Origin of the sequence: Corynebacterium stercoris, assembly GCF_024160105.1 — a bacterium.
GTDB classification, from domain to species: domain Bacteria; phylum Actinomycetota; class Actinomycetes; order Mycobacteriales; family Mycobacteriaceae; genus Corynebacterium; species Corynebacterium stercoris.
Window position 1 is genome coordinate 138,632 of the sequence record NZ_JAMFTQ010000001.1, and the last position, 19,905, is coordinate 158,536.

At 68.3% G+C, this 19,905-nt stretch carries 18 protein-coding genes; all 18 read right to left on the bottom strand.

Features of this window, described 5'->3' with window-relative positions:
- Positions 1-15: 15 nt before the first annotated feature.
- Positions 16-450, bottom strand: a complete 435-nt coding sequence (locus M5J20_RS00645; RefSeq protein WP_253575385.1) for a cell division protein SepF — start codon at positions 448-450, stop codon at positions 16-18.
- Between the two features lie 61 nt (positions 451-511).
- Complete coding sequence (locus M5J20_RS00650) at positions 512-1,237, bottom strand: YggS family pyridoxal phosphate-dependent enzyme (RefSeq protein ID WP_253575386.1); 726 nt, start codon at positions 1,235-1,237, stop codon at positions 512-514.
- 3 nt (positions 1,238-1,240) lie between these two features.
- A complete protein-coding gene (pgeF, locus tag M5J20_RS00655) occupies positions 1,241-1,966 on the bottom strand; it encodes a peptidoglycan editing factor PgeF (protein WP_253575388.1) in 726 nt (241 codons plus the stop codon).
- Positions 1,966-3,198, bottom strand: a complete 1,233-nt coding sequence (ftsZ, locus tag M5J20_RS00660; RefSeq protein ID WP_253575390.1) for a cell division protein FtsZ — start codon at positions 3,196-3,198, stop codon at positions 1,966-1,968. The genes pgeF and ftsZ overlap by 1 nt, the downstream gene beginning before the upstream one ends.
- A 139-nt stretch (positions 3,199-3,337) precedes the next feature.
- Positions 3,338-4,072, bottom strand: a complete 735-nt coding sequence (locus tag M5J20_RS00665) for a cell division protein FtsQ/DivIB (RefSeq protein WP_253575392.1) — start codon at positions 4,070-4,072, stop codon at positions 3,338-3,340.
- A gap of 3 nt (positions 4,073-4,075) precedes the next feature.
- A complete protein-coding gene (gene murC, locus M5J20_RS00670; RefSeq protein WP_253575394.1) occupies positions 4,076-5,533 on the bottom strand; it encodes a UDP-N-acetylmuramate--L-alanine ligase in 1,458 nt (485 codons plus the stop codon).
- 3 nt (positions 5,534-5,536) lie between these two features.
- Positions 5,537-6,622, bottom strand: a complete 1,086-nt coding sequence (locus M5J20_RS00675; RefSeq protein WP_253575396.1) for a UDP-N-acetylglucosamine--N-acetylmuramyl-(pentapeptide) pyrophosphoryl-undecaprenol N-acetylglucosamine transferase — start codon at positions 6,620-6,622, stop codon at positions 5,537-5,539.
- A gap of 35 nt (positions 6,623-6,657) precedes the next feature.
- Positions 6,658-8,193: an FtsW/RodA/SpoVE family cell cycle protein gene (locus tag M5J20_RS00680; protein WP_253575398.1), complete on the bottom strand. Its 1,536-nt coding sequence runs from the start codon at positions 8,191-8,193 to the stop codon at positions 6,658-6,660.
- Between the two features lie 46 nt (positions 8,194-8,239).
- Positions 8,240-9,640, bottom strand: a complete 1,401-nt coding sequence (gene murD, locus M5J20_RS00685) for a UDP-N-acetylmuramoyl-L-alanine--D-glutamate ligase (protein ID WP_367614827.1) — start codon at positions 9,638-9,640, stop codon at positions 8,240-8,242.
- The gene (gene mraY, locus M5J20_RS00690; RefSeq protein WP_253575400.1) at positions 9,637-10,743 is read right to left on the bottom strand and encodes a phospho-N-acetylmuramoyl-pentapeptide-transferase; all 1,107 of its coding nucleotides are present in this window, start codon (positions 10,741-10,743) and stop codon (positions 9,637-9,639) included. The genes murD and mraY overlap by 4 nt, the downstream gene beginning before the upstream one ends.
- A 21-nt stretch (positions 10,744-10,764) precedes the next feature.
- Entirely contained in the window at positions 10,765-12,291 is a 1,527-nt protein-coding gene (locus M5J20_RS00695) for a UDP-N-acetylmuramoyl-tripeptide--D-alanyl-D-alanine ligase (RefSeq protein ID WP_253575401.1), read from the bottom strand.
- A gap of 3 nt (positions 12,292-12,294) precedes the next feature.
- On the bottom strand, positions 12,295-13,821 hold the full coding sequence (locus tag M5J20_RS00700) for a UDP-N-acetylmuramoyl-L-alanyl-D-glutamate--2,6-diaminopimelate ligase (protein WP_253575403.1): 1,527 nt from the start codon (positions 13,819-13,821) through the stop codon (positions 12,295-12,297).
- Positions 13,822-13,848: 27 nt separating this feature from the next.
- Positions 13,849-15,738, bottom strand: a complete 1,890-nt coding sequence (locus M5J20_RS00705; protein ID WP_437177601.1) for a peptidoglycan D,D-transpeptidase FtsI family protein — start codon at positions 15,736-15,738, stop codon at positions 13,849-13,851.
- Positions 15,739-15,891: 153 nt separating this feature from the next.
- Positions 15,892-16,605, bottom strand: coding sequence for a cell division protein FtsL (ftsL, locus tag M5J20_RS00710; protein ID WP_253575405.1), 714 nt, complete (start codon positions 16,603-16,605; stop codon positions 15,892-15,894).
- Between the two features lie 14 nt (positions 16,606-16,619).
- Entirely contained in the window at positions 16,620-17,624 is a 1,005-nt protein-coding gene (gene rsmH / locus M5J20_RS00715; protein ID WP_253575855.1) for a 16S rRNA (cytosine(1402)-N(4))-methyltransferase RsmH, read from the bottom strand.
- A 197-nt stretch (positions 17,625-17,821) separates the two neighbouring features.
- Positions 17,822-18,256 (bottom strand): division/cell wall cluster transcriptional repressor MraZ, encoded by a 435-nt coding sequence (gene mraZ / locus M5J20_RS00720; protein WP_253575407.1) that lies wholly within the window; start codon positions 18,254-18,256, stop codon positions 17,822-17,824.
- Positions 18,257-18,686: 430 nt separating this feature from the next.
- The gene (locus M5J20_RS00725; RefSeq protein ID WP_253575409.1) at positions 18,687-19,079 is read right to left on the bottom strand and encodes a DUF3040 domain-containing protein; all 393 of its coding nucleotides are present in this window, start codon (positions 19,077-19,079) and stop codon (positions 18,687-18,689) included.
- 284 nt (positions 19,080-19,363) lie between these two features.
- The gene (locus M5J20_RS00730; RefSeq protein ID WP_253575411.1) at positions 19,364-19,798 is read right to left on the bottom strand and encodes an SAV_6107 family HEPN domain-containing protein; all 435 of its coding nucleotides are present in this window, start codon (positions 19,796-19,798) and stop codon (positions 19,364-19,366) included.
- Positions 19,799-19,905: the final 107 nt, after the last annotated feature.

Consider the following 19,905-nt stretch of genomic DNA (forward strand, 5'->3'; position numbering starts at 1 on the left):
AGGCTAGCGGATGGCCTAGTCCAGGCGTGCCGCGTGCTTCAGCTCGGAGGTGGTGATGCGCGCGTTCTCCGGGATGATAGCGAACACGCGGCGGCGGGAACCCGAGTTTTTGGTCAGGTTCTGCATGCTGCCGCGCAAGGCGAAGCACAGACCCGCGGCGAAGTCGACCACGCGCTTTGCATCGGCTGCATCCAGGTCGGTCAAGTCCATGATGACAGCGTCGCCGTCGCGGAACGGCTCTCCGATGTCCTTTGCGTCGTTGTAGGAGCGCGGTGCGGTGGAGACGATCTCCGGGGTGTAGGAACGCGGCTCGCGGTGCACCTCGCGGGTGCGCGGGGCGTGCTCGGTCTCGCGCGGCTCGCGGTACTGCTGGTCGTCGTAGTAGGTGTCATCCGCTGCTTCGTACGGGCCGAAACCGAAGAATTCCTTGGCGCTGCCGATAAAGGACATGAGGGTCGCTCCTTGAAGCTCTACTTGAGGCTTAGATATGCCGGTTGTACTGGGGTTTTGCTCAGATTACGGGGCGGGGGCCGAACACTGCGGTTCCGACACGCACGATGTCGGAACCACACAAAATCGCGTCCTCGAAGTCGCCCGACATGCCCGCCGAGAACGCCAGCTGCCGGCCGAGGCGCTGGGAGTAATCGTCGGTAAGCGAGCGAACGTTCTCGAACACCGCGCGCGGATCCGCGTCGAGGGGCGGGACCACCATGAAGCCGGCGAGCGCGAGGTGCTCGGCAGCCTCCACGGTGTCGACGAGCTCGGGCACGTCCTCCTCGGGGGTGCCCCCGCGCGAGGTGTCGCCGTCGGCGGAAATTTGGATCAGGCACGGCAGGACGCGCGACGCTTCCGGGCGATCGCCCCGTTCGAGCGCGAGCGCCATGCCGCGGTCCAGGCCGTTCGCTAGCTTCACGCTGTCCAGGGAGTGGACCTCGCGGGCCCAGCGCGCCACGGCATTCGCCTTCTTCGACTGGATCTGCCCGATCATGGCGATGCCGCAGGGAGCACCCAGCTCGGTCAACGCCTGCACCTTGTCGCGCGCTTCCTGCTCGCGGTTCTCCCCCACCAACTCGATGCCCAGCTCAGCCACTGCCGCAATGGCCTCGACAGGGTGGAACTTGCTCACTGGCAGCAGCGTCACGCTGCCTGCCGGGCGTCCGGCGGCGCGCTCGGCGGCGCGGATGCGTGCGCGAACGGCGTCGAGGTTCGCGGCGAGCTGCGCGGTATCTACGGTCATCTCTTACGCCCCCGTCAGCCAGATCACGCCCGCCTGGCGTCCGGTGGTGCCCTCGCGGCGGTACGAGAAAAAGTCGGTGTCCGTGATGGTGTCGCGCGGGTCCGCCTCGACATGCGTCACGCCCAGCGACAGCAGCTGCCGCACGAGCCCGGCGCGGATATCCAGGCCGGTGGTGCCCTTCGCGGTGCGGGTGCGCGATCCGGGCAGGTGCTTTTCGACGTCAGCAGCCATCTCCGCAGGCACTTCATAGGATGCTCCGGCTGCCGCCGGCCCGAGGAGCACCTGGATGTTCGCGGGAGATGCGCCAAGCTCCCGCATGGTCTCGACGGTGCGTCGCACGATGCCGTTGCGCGCGCCGAGACGGCCGGCGTGGGCGGCGGCGATGACCCCGGCGGAGTGGTCCGCCAGGAGCACCGGCACACAGTCGGCGACGAGGACGGTGAGCGCGAGACCGACCTGGGTGGTCACCACCGCGTCGGTCGCTTCCACCGGCTCCGCCTGCGGTCCGTCGACGACGGTGACGGTGTTGGTGTGCAGCTGCTCCATCCACACGAACTGCGCCGGGTCGAGGCCCAGGACGCGGGCGAGGCGGGCGCGGTTCGCCGCGACGTGCTCGGGGTTGTCGCCGACGTGGTCGCCCAGGTTGAAGGAGTCGTACGGGGACGCGGACGCCCCGCCCGCACGGGTGGTGAACGCCATGCGGACGGGGCGTGTGGATGTGTCGGTCATTAGCGCAGGAAATCCGGAACGTCGACGTCGAAGTCGTCGTCGTGGCCGCCGCGGCGGTCATCGCGGCGCTCGTCGCTGGTGAACAGGCCGCCGCGCTGCGGCTCGTAGCGGTGGCGGGCCTGGTAGTCGTCGCTGAAGCGGTCGCGGTCGGAGGAACGATCGTCGAAAAGCGAACCGCGCGCCGGGGCCGGGGTTGCAGTCTCGGAGGCCGGAGCCTGCTCGACCTGGATGGAGGTGGAGCCGGCCGGGGTCTCGCCGGTGGCGGAGGGCTCGGGCAGCTTGTTCGCCTGCTCGTCGAAGCCGGTGGCGATGATGGTCACGCGAACCTCGTCGCCCAGGTTGTCGTCGATGATGGTGCCGAAGATGATGTTGGCGTCGTCGTCGGCCTTTTCCTCGACGATGGAGGCGGCAGCGTGGACTTCCTGGAGGCCCAGGTCGGAACCGCCGGCGATGGAGAGGAGCACGCCCTTCGCGCCCTCCATGGTGGACTCGAGCAGCGGGGAGTTGATGGCCTGCTCAGTGGCCGTCATGACGCGGTTCTCGCCGCGTGCGGAACCGACGCCCATGAGCGCGGAGCCGGCATCCGCCATGACGGAGCGGACGTCCGCGAAGTCAACGTTGATCATGCCCGGGATGGTGATCAGGTTGGTGATGCCCTGGACACCGTTGAAGAGCACCTCATCCGCCGCGCGGAACGCGTCCATCATGGACAGCTCAGCGTCGCCCAGCTGCAGGAGGCGGTCGTTCGGGATGACGATGACGGTGTCGCAGACTTCCTTGAGGTTCTCGATGCCCTCGAGCGCCTGGCGGGTGCGGCGCTTACCTTCGAAGGTGAAGGGGCGGGTCACCACACCGATGGTCAGCGCGCCCATCTTTTTCGCGATGCCGGCCACGACCGGAGCCGCGCCCGTGCCGGTGCCGCCGCCCTCGCCGGCGGTGACGAAGACCATGTCGGAGCCCTTCAGCGATTCCTCGATCTCCTGCTTGTGGTCCTCAGCGCTGGTGCGGCCCACCTCCGGGTTCGCGCCGGCACCCAGGCCGCGGGTGGCCTCGCGGCCGATGTCCAGCTTGGTGTCTGCGTCGGTGAACAGCAGCGCCTGGGAGTCGGTGTTGATGGCGACGAACTCGACGCCCTTGAGGCCCTCCTCGATCATGCGGTTGACGGCGTTGACGCCGCCGCCGCCGACACCGACGACGCGGATCATGGCGAGGTAGTTAGCGGGAGAGGTCATGAGGTGGATCTCGCCTTTCGGTTCTAAGGAGACGGGTGAAGGGATTGCCCCCATCTTTAAGGACGCGGCGGGAAAATCGGTGCTTTCGGTCGGCGTGTCACAACCCTCAACCTCGACTTTAGGGTTGTGACCTGGGCTTTTAGCGGCTCGTGACCAATTGGGGGTTAGCGATGTTGAATTCTTGGCCCTCCATCTGGAGCACCGTTTCCAGCGCCAGCGCCTTGTTCGCGTTATCCTCCGACGCGCCCCAGTGCACGGTGCGCCCGTCGACGGTGCGCAGCACGTGGTCGTAGGTGCCCGCTTCGATCGCGGCGATCTGCCCTCGGGAGCGGTCGCTTATCGACGAAGCGATGTCCACCGCACGAGCCAAACCCGCCTCGTCGCCCGCGTGCGTGCCGACGATCTCGATCGTGCCCGGCGGCGGGTCCGCAACTAAGAAGTCCTTGCCCTCGCTGTCGATGAGGTGCGCGCCCTCGGATTCCACGATGAAAGCCACCGCTCGGTGCTCCTGGATGTCGACCTTGATGGCGCTCGGCCAGTCGCGCGACACCGTCACCGTTTTCACCCACGGGTCCGAAGCGACCCGGTGCGCGGCGTCGCTCACGTTGACTCGGCCCATCGGGGTCTCCGGCTCAATGCCGGTGAGCGCCTGCACATGGTCCGCAGCCAGCACGTTGTTGCCTTCGACGGTAATCCCGCGCACCGGCATCACCGGGGTGAACGGCGCGGCTGCCGCAAGCGCTGCGAGCACGCCGGCGGCCGCGATGAGCGAGTACACGGTGCGGCGGCGCCCCGGGCGCTCGGCGGGCGCCTCGGGCGCAGCCTGCTGCGCAGGCTGCTCGGGCTCCGGCGGCGGGGTGATGACGGTGGACACGGCTTACACGTCCGTTTCGGCGGCGAGGGCGGCCAGGATCTCGTCGGCAAGCAGGGTGACGTTGCCCGCGCCCATGGTGAACACGAGGTCGCCGGGGCGGGTGAGCGCGGCGACGGTGCGAGGGGCGGCGGAGAAGTTCGGCTCGTAGCGCACCTCGGTGCCAGCTGCGATGCGGTCGGTGATGACGCGCGAGGTCACGCCCTCCACGGGGGCTTCGCGGGCGCCGAAGATGTCGAGGACAACGCAGGCGTCGGCAAGCGAGAGCGCGTCGGCGAATTCCGCCGCGAACTCCTGGGTGCGGGAATAGAGGTGCGGCTGGAAGCAGACCACCACGCGGGCGCCGGCGCCCTCGGCGGCCACCTTGTCGCGGGCGGCGGCGAGCACGGCGGCGACCTCGGTCGGGTGGTGGGCGTAATCGTCGTAGACCCGCGCGCCTGCGTAGGGGCCCGCGGTGAGTTCGCCCTTGAGCTCGAAGCGGCGGCGCACGCCGGTGAAGTCGCTCAGGCCCGCGGCGAGCTCGGCAGGCGCGGCGCCGACGAGTGTGCCTGCGAGGAGCGCGGCGGCGGAGTTGAGCACCATGTGGCGGCCCGGCACGGCCAGCGAGTAATCCACCGTGTCGCCGGTGTGCAGCTGCACGCTCACGGCGACGTTCGCGCCATCGAGGCGCTCCTGCGTAATCACGGCACCAGCGGGAATGTCTGGGTTCGCCGCGGCCGCTTCCGCCGTGCCGTAGCCCAATACCGCGATGCCGCGCTCGAGTGCCCGTCGGCCGCACGCGGCGGCGTGGTCGTCGTCGAGGCACACCACGAGGTGGCCGTGCTCGGTGACGCGGCCGGCGAAATCGTCGAAGACCTGGAAGTATGCCTCTGCGGTACCGAAGAAGTCGAGGTGGTCCGGCTCGATGTTGGTGATCACGGCGACATCGGGGGCGTACCGCAACAGTGAGGCGTCGGACTCGTCGGCCTCGGCGACGAAGACCTCGCCCGTGCCGTGGTGTGCGTTCGTGCCGGCGCGGTTGAGCTGGCCGCCGATGGCGAAGCTCGGGTCCGCGCCGGCCGCCTGCAGGGCCACCACGGACATCGACGTGGTCGAAGTCTTGCCGTGGGTGCCGGCGAGGAGGACCTGGGTGTAGCCGTCCATCAGCTCGGCGAGCAGGTCGGAGCGGCGCAGCACCGGGATGCCCTCCTCCGCCGCGCGGACCAACTCAGGGTTGTCCTTGGGGATCGCGGCGAAGCTGGTGACCACGACAGTCGGCAGGTCGCCGGCCAGCTCCAGATTCTCCGGGGCGTGGCCGACCGCGATGGTCGCGCCCTGGCTGCGCAGCGTGCGCACCGGGCGGGAATCCTTCACGTCGGAGCCGGTCACCACCGCGCCGCGGTCGAGAAGAATGTGGGCGATGCCGGACATGCCGGCGCCGCCGATGCCGATGAGGTGGACGCGCGAAAGGTCGAAGTTGGTCATGGATTACCTTCCCGCCGCCGCGGCGGCTTCCACAATGCGCTGAGCAATCTGCTCCGCCACGTCTCCCGCGCCGGAGGCGGCGAGGGCCTCGCGCATGCCGCGCAGGCGGTCGTCGTCGCCGAGAATTTCGGTGACCGCCGCGGAGAGGGTCTCGGGGGTGAGCTCGCTGTCGTCGATACGCACTGCGGCCCCGGCCGAGACGAGGTGCGCCGAGTTCAGCCCCTGTTCGCCGTTGCCGTGCGGGAGCGGGACGTAGATGGCGGGCACGCCGGCGGCCGAGTTCTCCGCGACCGTCATGGCACCCGAGCGGCACACCACCATATCCGCGACCGCGAGCGCGGCCTCCATGTCGTCGATGTACGGCAGCGCGGTGTAGTGCTCGTGCGCCGGCGGCGCGTCGTTCTTGCGGCCGTAGGCGTGCAGGATTTGGAAGCCCTGGGCCGTGAGCGTCTCGACGGCACCGGCCAGCGCCTCATTGATCCGCACCGCGCCCTGGGAACCGCCGGTGACCAGCAGCGTCTTGCGCTCCGGGTCGAGGTTCCAGCACTTGTAGCCGCGGGTGGCCTTCGCGCCGTCCGGGTCGACGCCGACACCGGGGCGCACGGGGATGCCCACCACATCGCCCGCCATGCCGGAGCCGGTCACCGCGTTCAGTCCCACCCCGCCGAGGCGCTCGCCCAGCTTGTTGGCCATGCCAGCCAGAGCGTTCGTCTCCAGCACGAAGAACGGGATCCGCAGGGAGGCCGCCGCAAGGTACGCCGAGGCCGCGACATAGCCGCCGGTGCCGAACACGGCCTGCGCGCCGGTCTCTTTGAGCACCTTGCGCGTCTGGTTCACGCTCTTGGCAAGTTTGCCGGGCACGGTGAGCAGCTTCAGCGGCTTGCCGCGCGGGATCGGTACCGGATCGATGAGCTTGAGCTCGAAGCCGCGGGCGGGCACGATCGAAGTTTCCAGGCCCCGCTCGGTGCCGAGCGCCACGACGTTCGCGCCGTGCGCATCGCGCAGCACCTCCCCCACTGCCAGCGCGGGTTCAATGTGGCCAGCGGTGCCGCCACCTGCGACAACAACGTTCAGCGGCTGTCGGGTCATACGTCTTCTCGCCCCTTAGTTACAAGTTCTAGCTTCTAGCCCGCGCGACGCATGTCGCTCGGGGTGGTGCGTCGCCCGCCATCGTAACGCGGGGCGCGCTGGACTCGGCTGGGGCTTCCGCTTGCCGACGCCCGCTTCGTGGCCGTCACCGGCGTGCCGTAGCGCGCCTCGCGGTCCTTGGTGTTGCGGGGCTGGGAGCGGCGCGGCGGGCGCGGGGCGCGTGAAGGGGCTGCGGCGGCTGCGTCGCGGCGGGCGCGGGTCTGCGCCGGGGTCTTCGGCTCGCCGATGCCGAGCATGCGGTCGAAGGCGGGGCGGCCGTGGTTCTGCATGGAGGAGATGGCGTCCGGCTCGTGGCGGGCGACGGAGGCGAGCACGCCCATGCCGGCCAGGGTGATGATGGCGGAGGTGCCGCCGGCGGACAGCATCGGCAGCTGGATGCCGGTCACCGGCAGCAAGCCGACGACGTAGCCGATGTTGATGAACGCCTGGGAGACCACGCCGGCGGTCAGCGCCGCTGCCATCAGCGACTGGAACTGGTTCTGCGCGCGGCGGGCGGTGCGGAGGCCGAAGTAGCCGAGCAGGGCGAAGAGGATGATCACCAGCGCGCCGCCCCACAGGCCGAGCTCCTCACCGATGACGGCGAAGATGAAGTCGTTGCGGGCTTCCGGGAGGTAGAACCACTTGGCGCGGGACTGGCCGAGGCCGACGCCGAACAAGGAGCCGTCGGCAAGCGAAAGGAAGCCCTGGTGGGACTGGAACGCGACGCCGCGGGTGTCCTCGAACTTGCCGAAAAGCGCGTCGAAGTAGACGTGGAAGCGGTTCGAGCGGAAGCCGCCGGAGAGGAACTCGAAGAGCATCACCAGCGCGCCGCCGAACGCGGCGAGGCCGATGGCGCGCAGCGAGACGCCGGCGAAGAGCAGGATGAACGCGACGACGATAGAGAAGGACACGGCCATGCCGAGGTCGCCCTGCATGGCGATGAGCGCGATGCAGATCGCCGCGACGGTGAGGAAGAGCGGGAACCCGTTGTTGGCGGTGAAGAGGCGCTTCGGATCGCGGCCGGCGAGCACCTGCGCGCCCCAGATGGCGATGGCGACGCGGGCCACCTCGGAGGGCTGGAGGCGCAGCGGGCCGACGACGATCCAGGACTGCGAGCCCACCTCTTCTTTACCTGTGCCGATGCCCGGAATGAGCACGGCGATGAGCAGCAGCACGGAGAGGATCATGATGAGACCTGAGAAGCGGCGCAGCTGCTCGGGCGGTGTCTTCAGCGCGACCCAAAAAGCGAAGAGGCCGACGGCGACCATGACGGTCTGGCGCAGCGCCTGGGACCACACGGAGGAAGAGACGGCGAAGGATGTCGCCATCGAGGAGCTCATCACCATGACCACGCCGAGGCCGGCGAGGATGAGCACGATGGTGCGGATCATCGTGTAGTCCAGCTGCGGGCGCGCCTCCATGGCGGCGTGCAGCTTGCGGGTCGCCCGAGCGATGCCCGATTCCGGGGGACGGACCGGGCGCGATGGTGCGGATGTGGCGCGTGTTGCCTTGCGGGACTCACGGACCGTCATAGGTGACCTTTCGCTCGGAGGGTAAAGCTCTAGTAGAGGTTACTCCCTAGCAGTGTCTCATTGCGGCGGCCGCAAACTCGTCGCCACGCGCCGACATTCCGGAATACATATCCAGGCTCGCGGCGGCGGGCGCGAGCAGCACGGTGTCCCCGGGCTGGGCGTGGGCGGCTGCGAACGCGCAGACGTCGTCCATCGCCGCGACGGGGTCGGTCGAGTCGGCCACGTAGACGGGCACGCCGGGCGCCAGGCGTGCGACGGCCTCGCGGAGGATTTCGCGGTCGACGCCGAGCAGCGCCACGGCGCGGAACTGGTGTGCGTGGGCCGCGATGAGCTCGTCCACCGCCGCACCCTTGAGCTGGCCGCCGGCCACCCACACGACGGTGCCCGCGCCGGTGAGGGCGGAATCGGCGGCATGGGGGTTGGTGGCCTTCGAGTTGTCCACCCAGTCGACGCCGCCGGCGGAATGCACGACAGCGCCGCGGTGCCCCTCGACGCGGTAGGCGTCGAGCGCCGCCTGGATGTGCTTGGGCTGCGCGCCCTGGGTGAGCGCCACTGCGGCCGCGGCGAGCGCGTCGAGGATGCCGGCGGCGCCGGCGGGCTCGATGCCGTCGGCCGAGGCCAAATCGAGTGCTTCCCCGCCGATGCGGGAGACGAGGCGGCCGCCCTCCAGGCCGACGTCGCCGTCCGCGGGGGTGCCGAGCGTGAACCCGACGACGTCCTCGCGACCGGTCGCGGCGACGAGTGCGCGCACGTGTGCGTCGTCGATGCCGGCCACGGCATGGCCCGCGGTGAGCACGCGGGCCTTCGCCGCGGCGTAGTGGTCGAAGGAGCCGTGCCAGTCGATGTGGTCGTCGGCGAGGTTGAGCAGCACGCCGGCATCCGGGGTGAGCTCGGAGGACCAGTAGAGCTGGAAGCTAGAGAGCTCCGCCACCAGCACGTCTACGCGAGGCTCGGCCGTCAGTGCGTCCGCAACAGCGAGGCCGATGTTGCCGCAGGCCTGGGCGCGCTTCCCTGTGTCGGCGCCGAGCTCCGCCATCATCGCGGCGAGCATGCCGGTGGTGGTGGTCTTGCCGTTGGTGCCGGTGACCACCAGCCAGTCGCGCGGGTCGCCGAAAACGCCGGCGCGGTCCAGGCGGTAGCAGGCCTCCACGTCGCCGAGGACCTCGAGGCCGTGCAAAGCGGCGTCGGAAAGCAAGGGCGAATCTGGGCGCCAACCCGGGGACGTCACCACGGCGCCCACCTCGCTGAAACGCTCGCGGGCGGTGGCAGTAGACACCGCCTCGACACCAGTTGCGGCGGTGGCGCGTTCGCGGCCGGACTCGTTGTCGTCGGCGAGGATGACGGGCACGCCGATCTGCGTGAACAGCTTGGCCATGCCGGTGCCGGACACGCCCGCGCCCGCGACGATCACGCCGCGGGAGAAGACGTCGGGAATGCGCGGGCTCACAGCTGGGTGCCGATCTGGCCGAGCCACTCACCGTAGAACGCGGCGAGGCCGAACGCGCAGGCCATGCCTGCGATGAGCCAGAAGCGGATCACCACCGTGGTCTCCGGCCAGCCGCTGCGCTCGAAGTGGTGGTGGAAGGGGGCCATCTTGAACACGCGCTTGCCGGTTGTCTTGAAGGAGGCGACCTGGATGACCACGGAGGCGGCCTCGATGACGAAGAGCGCGCCGATGATCACCATCAACAGCTCCGTGCGGGAGCAGACGGACAGGCCCGCGACGAGGCCGCCGAGGGCGAGCGAGCCGGTGTCGCCCATGAAGATCTTCGCCGGTGCCGCATTCCACCAGAGGAAGCCCATGCAGGCGCCGAAGCCGGAGGCGGCGAGTACGGCGAGCTCGAGCGGGTCGCGCACGGAGTAGCAGCCCGGCGCGGCGCCCACCTCGCAGGAATTCCGGAACTGCCAGAAGGTGATGAAGGTGTAGGACATCATCACCAGCGCGGTGCTGCCGGCGGCGAGGCCGTCGAGGCCGTCGGTGAGGTTCACCGCGTTCGACCATGCGGCGAGCAGCAGGTAGATGAAAATGAGGAAGAGGATCATGCCGACGATCCCGCCGCCGACCGCGATGTTGATGGTCTCGATGTCGCGGGTGAAGCTCAGAAACGTCGAGCCGGGGGTGAGCCCGTTCGCGTTGGGGAAGCGGGTGATCAGGAAGCCGAAGATCATGGCGATCGCCAGCTGCGCGACGAGCTTGGCCGTCTTGTTCAGGCCGAGGTTGCGCTTGAGGAAGAGCTTGATGCCGTCGTCCGCGAAGCCCACCAAGCCGAGCGAAAGGGTGAGGAAGAGCACGATCAAGCCGGAGGCGGTGAAACCTGCGTGGCCGCCGGCGATGGCGACGAGCGCGCTCACGACGTAGCCGAGCGTGATGCCGAGGAGGATAGCCAGGCCGCCCATCGTCGGGGTGCCGCGCTTCTTCTCGTGCCACTGCGGTCCGTCCTCGCGGATCTCCTGGCCCATCTCGCGCCGGTGGAAGTACCGGATGAGCATCGGGGTGGTGAAAATGGTGACCAGGAAGCTGACTATTCCCGCGATGATGAGCTGAACCATTATCTTCTTCCAAACCCTCTTCTAGATTGTCTTGCGGCCGCGCAGTATCTGCTCAGCCACCACCCACAGCCCGTACGCGTTGGACGCTTTCACCAGCACAACATCGCGGTGTTCGCGCGTGTGCCAGCCCTCCGCACCCGGGGGAGCTGATGCAAGCAGCTTATCGACGTACGTTCCAGCCGCCTCAGCGTCCCCCACCTCCACGGTGTCTATGCCGCGCTCCCGGGCGCGCTCCGCGAGCTCAGCCATCGCATCGCTGGTGCCGACGGTGACCAAGTGGGTGACCCGGTAGCGGGCCAGATCATCCGCGAGCGCGGCGTGGGCCTGCACCGAGTCGTGGCCCAACTCCCCCATCTCGCCGAGCACGGCGACGGAGCGGACACCCGGGCGCGCGGCGGCGGTGAAACCGAGCGCGGCGATGGCGGCGCGCATGGATTCCGGGTTGGCGTTGTAGGCGTCGTTGATCACGGTGACGCCGTCGGCGCGGGTGTTCACGTCCATGCGGTGGGAGGACACCGAGTGCGCGTTGCTCAGCGCCTCGGCGACGGCTTCCGGTGTCATGCAGCATTCCATGCCCACGGCGGCCGCCGCGAGCGCGTTGGAGACCTGGTGGGCGCCGAAGACGTTGAGGCGCACGCGCTGTGGCGCGCCGTGCGGGCTGTGCATGGTGAAGGTGGCGCGGGCCAGCTCGTCGAGCTCGACATCGGTAGCGAAGTAGTCTGCCTCGTTGCCGTCGGCGGAGAAGGTGACCACGCGCGCTGCGGTGCGGGACGCCATGCCGGCGACGAGGTCGTCGTCGGCGTTGAGAACGGCCACTCCCCCGTCGTCGGCGGCGGGCAGCGCTTCAACGAGCTCGCCCTTTGCCAGCGCGATGTTCTCCCGCGAGCCGAACTCGCCCAGGTGTGCGGAGCCGACGTTGAGCACCACACCCACCTTCGGCGGGGCGATGCGAGCCAGGTTGGCGACGTGGCCGATGCCGCGCGCGGACATCTCCGCAACGAGGAAATCCGTGTCCTCGCTGCAGCGCAGCACGGTGTAAGGGTGGCCGATCTCGTTATTGAAGGATCCCGGGGGCGCGACGGTCTCGCCCGCGCTTGAGAGCACCGCGGCAATGAGGTCCTTTGTGGAGGTCTTGCCCGCCGAGCCGGTCACGCCGGCGATGGCCAGGCCGTGGCTGGCCACCAGCTCGCGCGCCACGTGCGCGGCGAGGCGCGACATGGCGTCGACCACGCCGGCCGCGGAGCCGTCGGGATCGTTCGCTGCGAGGTCGGAGTTGTCGCCGGGGGCGGGCGGGCGCTTCGGCACGATGATCGCCGGCGCGCCAACTTCGCGGGTGGTCAGCGCGGCGGTCGCGCCCTGCTGCACGGCCTTGGCAACGAAATCGTGGCCGTCGACGCGCGCGCCCGGCAGCGCCACGAAAAGCCCGCCCGGGGTGATCTTGCGGGAGTCGAACTCGACGAAGCTGGTCACCAACGCCTCAGGGTCGGCTTCGGGGCTCAGCGTGCCGCCGGTGATGTCTGCGATCTGGCGCAGCGAAAGCGAAATCATGGTCTACTCCTCGCCGGTTTCTGATCCGTAGCCGTGCTCGCGCAGGGCGCGGCGCATCTCTTCCCTGTCGTCGAAGTGCAGCGTCTCCGCGCCGACAATCTGACCCACCTCGTGGCCCTTGCCGACGACGATGATCGCGTCGCCGGGTGTCGCCCACCCCACAAGCGCGTCGATGGCGCGGGCGCGGTCGCCCTCCTCGCGCACCTCAGTGGCGGCACCCGCTGCCTCGCGAGCGCCTTCGATCACCGCCGCGCGGATCGCGGCCGGGTCCTCGGTGCGCGGGTTGTCGTCGGTGACAATCACCAGGTCCGCGCGCCGTGCTGCCTCCGCACCCATGAGCGGGCGTTTCGACGCATCCCGGTCGCCGCCAGCGCCCACGGCGACCCCGATACGTCCTGGGACCTGGCCGCGCAGCGTCTGAAGCACAGCAGCGACGGCAGCCGGTTTGTGGGCGTAATCAACGACGGCGACGAAGTCCTGCCCGCAGTCGACGGGCTCCATGCGTCCGGGCACTGTCGCGCCGCTCAGGCCGCCGATGAAGGCGTCGACATCCGCGCCCACCGCGTCGGCCAGCGCGATTGCGAGCGCCGCGTTGGCTACGTTGAAGGCTCCCGGCAACGGCAGCGTGAACGTTCTCGCATCGCCGCCGATGCGCACCTGCACTTCTTGGGCGCCGGTGGCATCCACACTGAGCTGTTCAGCCGCCACGTCTACATCCGCTTGGCCGCGCGTGCCGACGGTCACGGGCTCGGACGCAATCGTCGTCAAGCGAACGCCCCATTCGTCGTCGACGCAGATGACGCTGCGCGCGGCGGCGAGCGGCGAGGCCGGGTCGAAGAATTGGGCCTTGGCGGCGAAGTATTCCTCCATCGTCGAGTGGAAGTCGAGGTGGTCCTGGCTCAAGTTGGTGAAGCCGGCGACGTCGAAACGCGCGCCGCCCGTGCGTCCCAGCATGAGCGCGTGAGAAGAGACCTCCATGACCACGTGCGTCACCCCGGCAGCGAGCATGCGGGCGAACAGTGCCTGGAGGGTCGGCGCTTCGGGGGTGGTGAGTGAGGTGGGCACGGGCTCGCCGTTGATGCGGGTGCCGGTGGTGCCGATCAGCCCGACGCGGCAACCCGCCGCGGCCAGACCGCGCTCCAGCATGTACGTCGTGGTGGTCTTGCCGGAGGTGCCGGTAACGCCGATGAGCGTCATGTGCTCGGAAGGGCGGCCGTAAATTTTGGCGGCGATGTCCCCGAGCACGGCGCGCACGTCCTCGACCACGAGGACGGGGCGGCGGTCCGAAGTCTCCTGGATGATTGCCAGGCCAGCGTGGTCAGTGATGATCGCCCCGGCGGCCGAGTCGAAGGCGTAACGTGCGCCGTGTACGCGGGTGCCCGGCAGGGCGGCGAAAAGCCCGCCCGGTTCAACTGCGGAGGAATCGAGGCTCACCGACGCGACGGGAAGATCTGCACCGGGCTCGTTGACCACGTCCGCGCCGGCGATGTCCGCGATCCTGCGGAGCGTGGGTGTTGCATGCTGAGCCATAGTGCGAATCCTTTCTGCCTCGAGTGTTTATTCTGCCTGCAAGATGTACGGTTCCGCGGGCGGGCTCGGCGGGACGTTCTCCCGGTTGAGCAGCCAGCTGGCAATCTCGGTGAACACCGGTGCCGCGGATTGCCCGCCCATGCCGCCTCTCAGGGGCCCGCGCTGCGGCTCATCCAGCATGATCGCGACGACGAAGCGAGGGTCATTCGCCGGGGCGATGCCCGCGAACGTAATCCAGAACTGGCTCTGCGAGTACGCGCCCGTCTCCGGGTTCACCTTCTGCGCGGTGCCCGTCTTGCCGGCCAGCTGGTACCCCTCCAGCTCGTTGCCGCCAGCGGTGCCGCTTTGCAGGCCCATCGGGTCCGATTGGAATGCCGAGCGGAACATGTCCACCGTCGTGCGGGCAGTCTCCTCGCTGACCACTCGCGTGCGAGCCGGCTCCGGCTGTTCGATCTCTTCACCATCCGGCCCGATGACCTTTGAGATGATGCGCGGCTCGATGCGCTCGCCGCCGTTCGCCAGCGACTGGTACACGCCCGCCATCTGCAGCGCGGACCAGCTCATGCCCTGGCCGATCGGCAGGTTGGCGAAGGTGCCGCCGGACCACTGCTCGAGCGCCGGCAGCAGACCCGCGGATTCGTTCGGCAGCTCGACTCCCGTGGTGCGCCCGATGCCGAAGCGCTGCAGGTACTCCCAGTAGCGCTCCTCTCCCAGGCGCTGCGCGAGCTGCAGCGTGCCGACGTTCGAAGACTTACCGAAGATGCCTGCCGTGGTGTACGGGGCGACGTCGTGCGCCCACGCGTCGCGTACCGTGACGCCGGCCATGTCGATGCTGCCAGGCACCTGGTGCACTTCGAACGGGTCGGTCAGGCCCTCCTCGATCGCCGCGGCGGCGGTGATCACTTTGGCCACCGAGCCGGGCTCGAAGGGGTGGGAAATGGAGTCGTTGTCGAAGTCGCGGCCCTCGTTGAGCTGCTTCTGCACGTCCCCGTTCGGGTCGATGGTGCCGGTGTTGGCCATCGCGAGGACCTCGCCGGTGCGGGCGTCGAGCACCACGGCCTGCGCATCCAGAGCGAGCGAGTTGGCCTTCGCCTGTTCGAGGGTCTGCTGCACGAATGTCTGCAGGTCGAGGTCGATGGTCAGCTCGATCCGGGAACCGTCGACGGCCGGCACCACGTCGCGCAGGGTGCCGGGGATTGCCTGCCCGTCCGCCGAGACATCCTCGGTGGAGCGGCCGTTGATGCCGGTCAGGATCGCGTCCGAGCTCGCCTCGAGGCCAAATTGGCCGTGGCCGTCCATTGAGACCTTGCCGAGGATGTTCTCCCCGATCGCGCCGTTGGGGTACTGGCGAATGTCCTGATGGTCGGCGGCGACGCCGTGGAAGGCCTTCGCCACCTGCGCAGCGACGTCCGGGTCCACGTTGCGCACCAGCACCTCGTAATTGGTCTCCGCGTGCAGCTTGTCCAGGATCTCGCGGGCGCTGACGTTGCCGACGGTGCGCGGCGCGTCGCTCGCTGCCTTGCTTCGCGACGATTCTTTCTCCGTCTCCTCGCGCTCCACGACCCCGTCGCCGATCATCACGGGGATCTCGTTCGCCATGGTGCGGAGCACGTCTTCGACGCGGGCGTCGATTTGGGCCTCGATGGATTCCTTCGAAAGACCGTCGATACGCATCTGCAGCTCCTGCTGCTCGCGCAACTCCTTGCGCAGCGTGATCGGGGACACCGTCAGCGAGCGGGCCTGCATAGTGTAGGCGAGGCGGTTGCCTTCGCGGTCCACGATCTCTCCGCGGCGGGCTGGGTCGGTGTAGAGGCGGGCGCGCTGCGCCTGGGCTTGTTCGCGCAGGTCCGGGCCCCACACGACCTGCACCCAGAAGAGGCGGCCGATGAGGATTGCGGCGACAACCAAAAAAGCCACGGCGAGCCAGGAGGCACGCCGGTTTGTAATTGTGGCTTGGGATTCCGCCACTTGGATGCTCACCTGCCTCGGACTGCTCGCGGTTTAGACATGAAGAAAACGTGTCGGCCCCAATCTTGCATGCTGATGCACGCTTGCAGCGTGCGCCACACGCTAGAAGGAGGCGGGAACGTTCGGCTGGTACGGGGCGACGTTGTCGAACAGCGGAGCCGGTACCCCTTCCGGTGCCGGCGGGATATCGCCCAACACGTTGCCGCCGGGCAGCTGCGTCAGAGAATCTCCGAGCTCCTGCGTCGCGCCGCGGTCGCTGGTGGCGCGGTCGGCGCGGGTCGGTGCGCCGTTGACATCCATGACCGGGGCGACGGACTCCGGGTTGAACGGGCGGCGCTCCTCGATGTGGCCGTCCGGTGCAACCTCGACGATGCCGGGCTGGGTGGCTACCAACATGCCCGCGTCTGCGGCGCGCTGCGCGATCTCGGCGGAGGAGCGGAGATCTTCCAGGTCGCGGTTGAGCGACTCCACCTCGTTTTCCAGCTGGCGCTCCTGGGACTGGAGACGCTGAATGGTGAAGGTCTGGGTGGTGGACAGGCCGGAAAGCACCATGGCGATGGCGATGCCTACGACGATCAGCGCGACAATCAGGCCGCTGACCGCGGAGAAGCGGCTCTTCGCCTGCACCGGCGCAGCCACCCGACGCCCGCGCACGGACACCACTTGCTGGGAACCGAGACGGCCGCGCGAGCCGCTGTGCGGCACGTGCGGCTTCACGCCCGGCTTCGGCGCCGGGGCGTACGCGGTTGGTCGGGACCGGCTGGTGCGCGGCAGCGTCGCGGTGCGGGACGCGGAGGCGATGTCTCGAACGGCCATGGTCTCGGGTTCCTTTAGTGTGAGTTAGGTAGGTCTATTTTCTCTATTCCGCGCACGCGAACTGGCGCGGCACGCGGGTTGAGGTCGATTTCTTCTGCCGGAGCCTTCTCCGCGCCGTTGGTGATAGACGCAAATTCTGGAGCGGTGCCAGGCAGGTCTATCGGCAGACCCGGCGGCGTCTTCGACGCAGTGAGTTCGGCGAAGGCGGATTTGATGATCTTGTCTTCCAGCGACTGGTAGCTCATGAACACCACTCGCCCACCCGGGCCGAGCAGCTCAGTGATCACGGGGACAACCTGCTCAACGGCCTCAAGTTCGCCGTTGACCTCGACGCGCAGCGCCTGGAACGTGCGCTTTGCGGGGTGGCCGCCGGTGCGCCGCGACGCTGCGGGGATAGTGTCGTAGAGCAGCTCCACGAGGCGGCCGGAGGTGGTGAACGGCTCGCGCTCTCGCTCTTTCACAATTGCGGAGGCGATCTTGCCGGCGAAACGCTCGTCGCCGTACGTCTTAAGAATGCGCGCGATGTCGCCGTGGCTGTAGGTGTTCAGCACGTCGGCCGCGGTGATACCGGCCGAAGGATCCATCCGCATGTCCAGCGGTGCGTCCACCTTGTAGGCGAAGCCGCGCTCTGGCTGATCGAGCTGCATCGAGGACACACCCAAGTCGAACAGCGCACCCGCCACGCCGCGCTCGCGCACTGCATCGAACGCCGGGCCCTCCCCTTCGAGGATGGGTTGGGAAATGGCGTCGAAACGCGCCTGTACCGGCGCGAAGCGGTCCTCGAAGCGCGCAAGGCGCTCGCCAGCTTGGGCGAGCGCGTTCGGGTCGCGGTCCACACCGATGACCCGGGCGCGGGGGAAGACAGTGAGGAAGTGCTCAGTGTGCCCGCCGGCGCCGAGGGTGCCGTCGACGATCACCGCAGCGTCGCCATACGCCTCGACGGCGGGAGCGAGCAGTTCTGCCATGCGGTCGCGCATGACGGGGACGTGGCCGTGGTTGGCCGCCGGGTCAAAGTCCATGTCGCTGACGTTGCCGCGTGCCATCTTCGGGTCCACCCCCTTTTAAGAGAATCCCACCAGGTGTGGGGAGCGCGTAGAGCCCTGCCCGGGGCGGCCGCTCTGATGTCGGGGAAGTACACCAGAGGAGCTTCGCACCCCGGACAGAGTCCGTACACGCTCTCCGTCAGTAGTCAGTGCCCGCCGCAGGGTAGTCAGTCCTACAGCAGACCGGAGAGAATGTCGTCGTCGTCCGCCGCCGAGAAGGCGGCTTCCGTCTCTTGTTGGTATTGCGCCCAGGACGTTGCGTCCCAGATCTCCAGAAAATCCACGGACCCGATGACTACGCACTCCTTGCTCAGGTTTGCGTACTCGCGGTGCGCCGGCGACAGCGTGATGCGGCCGGAACCGTCCAGCGTCTGCTCATCCGCACTGGCAGCCAGGTTGCGGATGAAGGCTCGCGCCTTCGGGTTCGTGCGGGAAGCCGCCGCTGCCTTGCGGGCGCGTGCGGCGAACTCCTCGCGGGGATAGACCGCCAGAGAGTGGTCCTGCCCCTTGGTCACCATCAACCCGTCCCCCAACTCCTCGCGGAACTTGGCGGGCAGCGTCAGGCGCCCCTTGTCATCGAGCTTGGGAGTGTAGGTTCCCAGAAACATCCGGCGACCTACCTTCCTTCACCGTCCGACCGAGCTCATGGAATTTTCTTCGCTTCGACCCGTACGCCCCCATGTAGTCAGCATGGACACCACGGCTCTCCGCTGTGCCCCACTTTAACCCACTTTCCCCCACAAACGCCACACTCCGCGGAAAGTTGCTTGTAATGGTTGCTAAAAGCGCAGGTCGGAGGCTTGAATTGGCGTGGGGCACTATCCCGCCGGGCAGTCCACTCTGGCCACAATAGTGCGCTAGAAGCACATGCGTAACGACGGCACGCAGGAGCAACTAGGCAGCAACACCGGCCCCATCTTGGGGGTTGTCGTGGCGTGGGGCGAAGTGGGGGCTGCGGGTGGGCGGAAGTGGGGCGCATAGGCGCATAGAAAAAGCGCCCCGCGAGGGGGCGCTTTTCAGGGTGCTTCAGGGGCGACGCTACTGACGATCCTCAAAACGACGGCGGAAATTCTCCTCCATCGCCACACTGCGGGCGGAGCGGGCACGCTGCGCGCGAGGAGCTGCTTGAGCACGAGCCGCGGTCGGCGCCGGGGTACGCAGGGCCATGACACCGCCACCAAGCATGACGACAAAGCCGATAACACTGAGGATGATCGCCCACATGCTGAGCGAGGCCAGCGCAACGCCGCCGATCAGCAGGACGAGCCCGAGCACCATGAGCGCAACACTGCGCATGGTGAGGGTGCCGGTCGGCGCGGCGGCGCCGAAACCGGCTTCGTGGGCGACGCTGCTCCCGAATTTGGGGTCTTCCGCGAGGAGAGACTGCTCAATCTCGCGGAGCGTGCGCTGTTCTTGCTCAGAAAGAGACACTTGCTTTTCTCCACAGCTCCGAGGGGGACATTGTCTTAGTACTAACGGTCATCGTAGCCGGTTTGTTCCCGGCAAAAACAATGCTTGAACAATCGGAGCCGCCCGGCGGTGCCTGCACAGGGGCCCGCATCGCTGAGAGCTCCAGCGGCACCGCGCAAGTGCAACTGCAGGTGGAGCTCTCAACGCACTTGCCGACAAGTGTCCAATTGAAACCCGCAGGTCAGAGCGCTCCCGCTGAGAGCTCCACACGCTGACAGCTCCAGCACCCAACCCCCCAGCCCAACCTACGCGGCGGCCGGGCTCTGCCCCGGAACCGCGGAGAGATAAAACGCCTCGGCATCCGCAAGCAAGCGGCGCACAGTCTCCCCGTCCGGCTGGCGCTGGATGCCGGATGCGACCCTCCCCCGCTCTCGCGAGTAACGGCGGAAACGGTTGGCCCATTCTTTGCCATCGTCTCCCGTGAGGGCGAGCTTGTCCCAGGCGCTAGTGGGGAGCCGCTTGCGCTTCCGTATTACTGGCGAGCCCGCGTTCACCGCCCCGGCCACGCGTAACGCGGCGCGGTAAGCGTTTTCCATGGCGAGGTCGAGCTGCCCGGCAAGCAGGTCGGCGCGCGCCGCAGCAAGGAGATCTTCGGCCGAGGCGAGGAAAACATCGCGGCGCGACGGACGAGCGGCGGTGCCGTAGGTGGAATTAGTGGTGGCGGAAATGATGCTGTTCATGAGCTCAAGGTAAAACACGCGTTCGGCACCACTGACGGACGTTTAGATCATGTGTTCGAACGTCGAAAAGCAGTGCCCCGAAAACCGCGCAAAGCTCGCGCTAGGCG

Excerpts from the sequence above, each read along its gene's own strand:
- M5J20_RS00645 (WP_253575385.1), bottom strand. The coding sequence starts at position 450 with ATGTCCTTTATCGGCAGCGCCAAGGAATTCTTCGGTTTCGGCCCGTAC.
- M5J20_RS00650 (WP_253575386.1), bottom strand. The coding sequence starts at position 1,237 with ATGACCGTAGATACCGCGCAGCTCGCCGCGAACCTCGACGCCGTTCGC.
- pgeF (WP_253575388.1), bottom strand. The coding sequence starts at position 1,966 with ATGACCGACACATCCACACGCCCCGTCCGCATGGCGTTCACCACCCGT.
- ftsZ (WP_253575390.1), bottom strand. The coding sequence starts at position 3,198 with ATGACCTCTCCCGCTAACTACCTCGCCATGATCCGCGTCGTCGGTGTC.
- murC (WP_253575394.1), bottom strand. The coding sequence starts at position 5,533 with ATGACCAACTTCGACCTTTCGCGCGTCCACCTCATCGGCATCGGCGGC.
- M5J20_RS00675 (WP_253575396.1), bottom strand. The coding sequence starts at position 6,622 with ATGACCCGACAGCCGCTGAACGTTGTTGTCGCAGGTGGCGGCACCGCT.
- M5J20_RS00680 (WP_253575398.1), bottom strand. The coding sequence starts at position 8,193 with ATGACGGTCCGTGAGTCCCGCAAGGCAACACGCGCCACATCCGCACCA.
- mraY (WP_253575400.1), bottom strand. The coding sequence starts at position 10,743 with ATGGTTCAGCTCATCATCGCGGGAATAGTCAGCTTCCTGGTCACCATT.
- M5J20_RS00695 (WP_253575401.1), bottom strand. The coding sequence starts at position 12,291 with ATGATTTCGCTTTCGCTGCGCCAGATCGCAGACATCACCGGCGGCACG.
- M5J20_RS00700 (WP_253575403.1), bottom strand. The coding sequence starts at position 13,821 with ATGGCTCAGCATGCAACACCCACGCTCCGCAGGATCGCGGACATCGCC.
- ftsL (WP_253575405.1), bottom strand. The coding sequence starts at position 16,605 with ATGGCCGTTCGAGACATCGCCTCCGCGTCCCGCACCGCGACGCTGCCG.
- rsmH (WP_253575855.1), bottom strand. The coding sequence starts at position 17,624 with ATGGACTTTGACCCGGCGGCCAACCACGGCCACGTCCCCGTCATGCGC.
- mraZ (WP_253575407.1), bottom strand. The coding sequence starts at position 18,256 with ATGTTTCTGGGAACCTACACTCCCAAGCTCGATGACAAGGGGCGCCTG.
- M5J20_RS00730 (WP_253575411.1), bottom strand. The coding sequence starts at position 19,798 with ATGAACAGCATCATTTCCGCCACCACTAATTCCACCTACGGCACCGCC.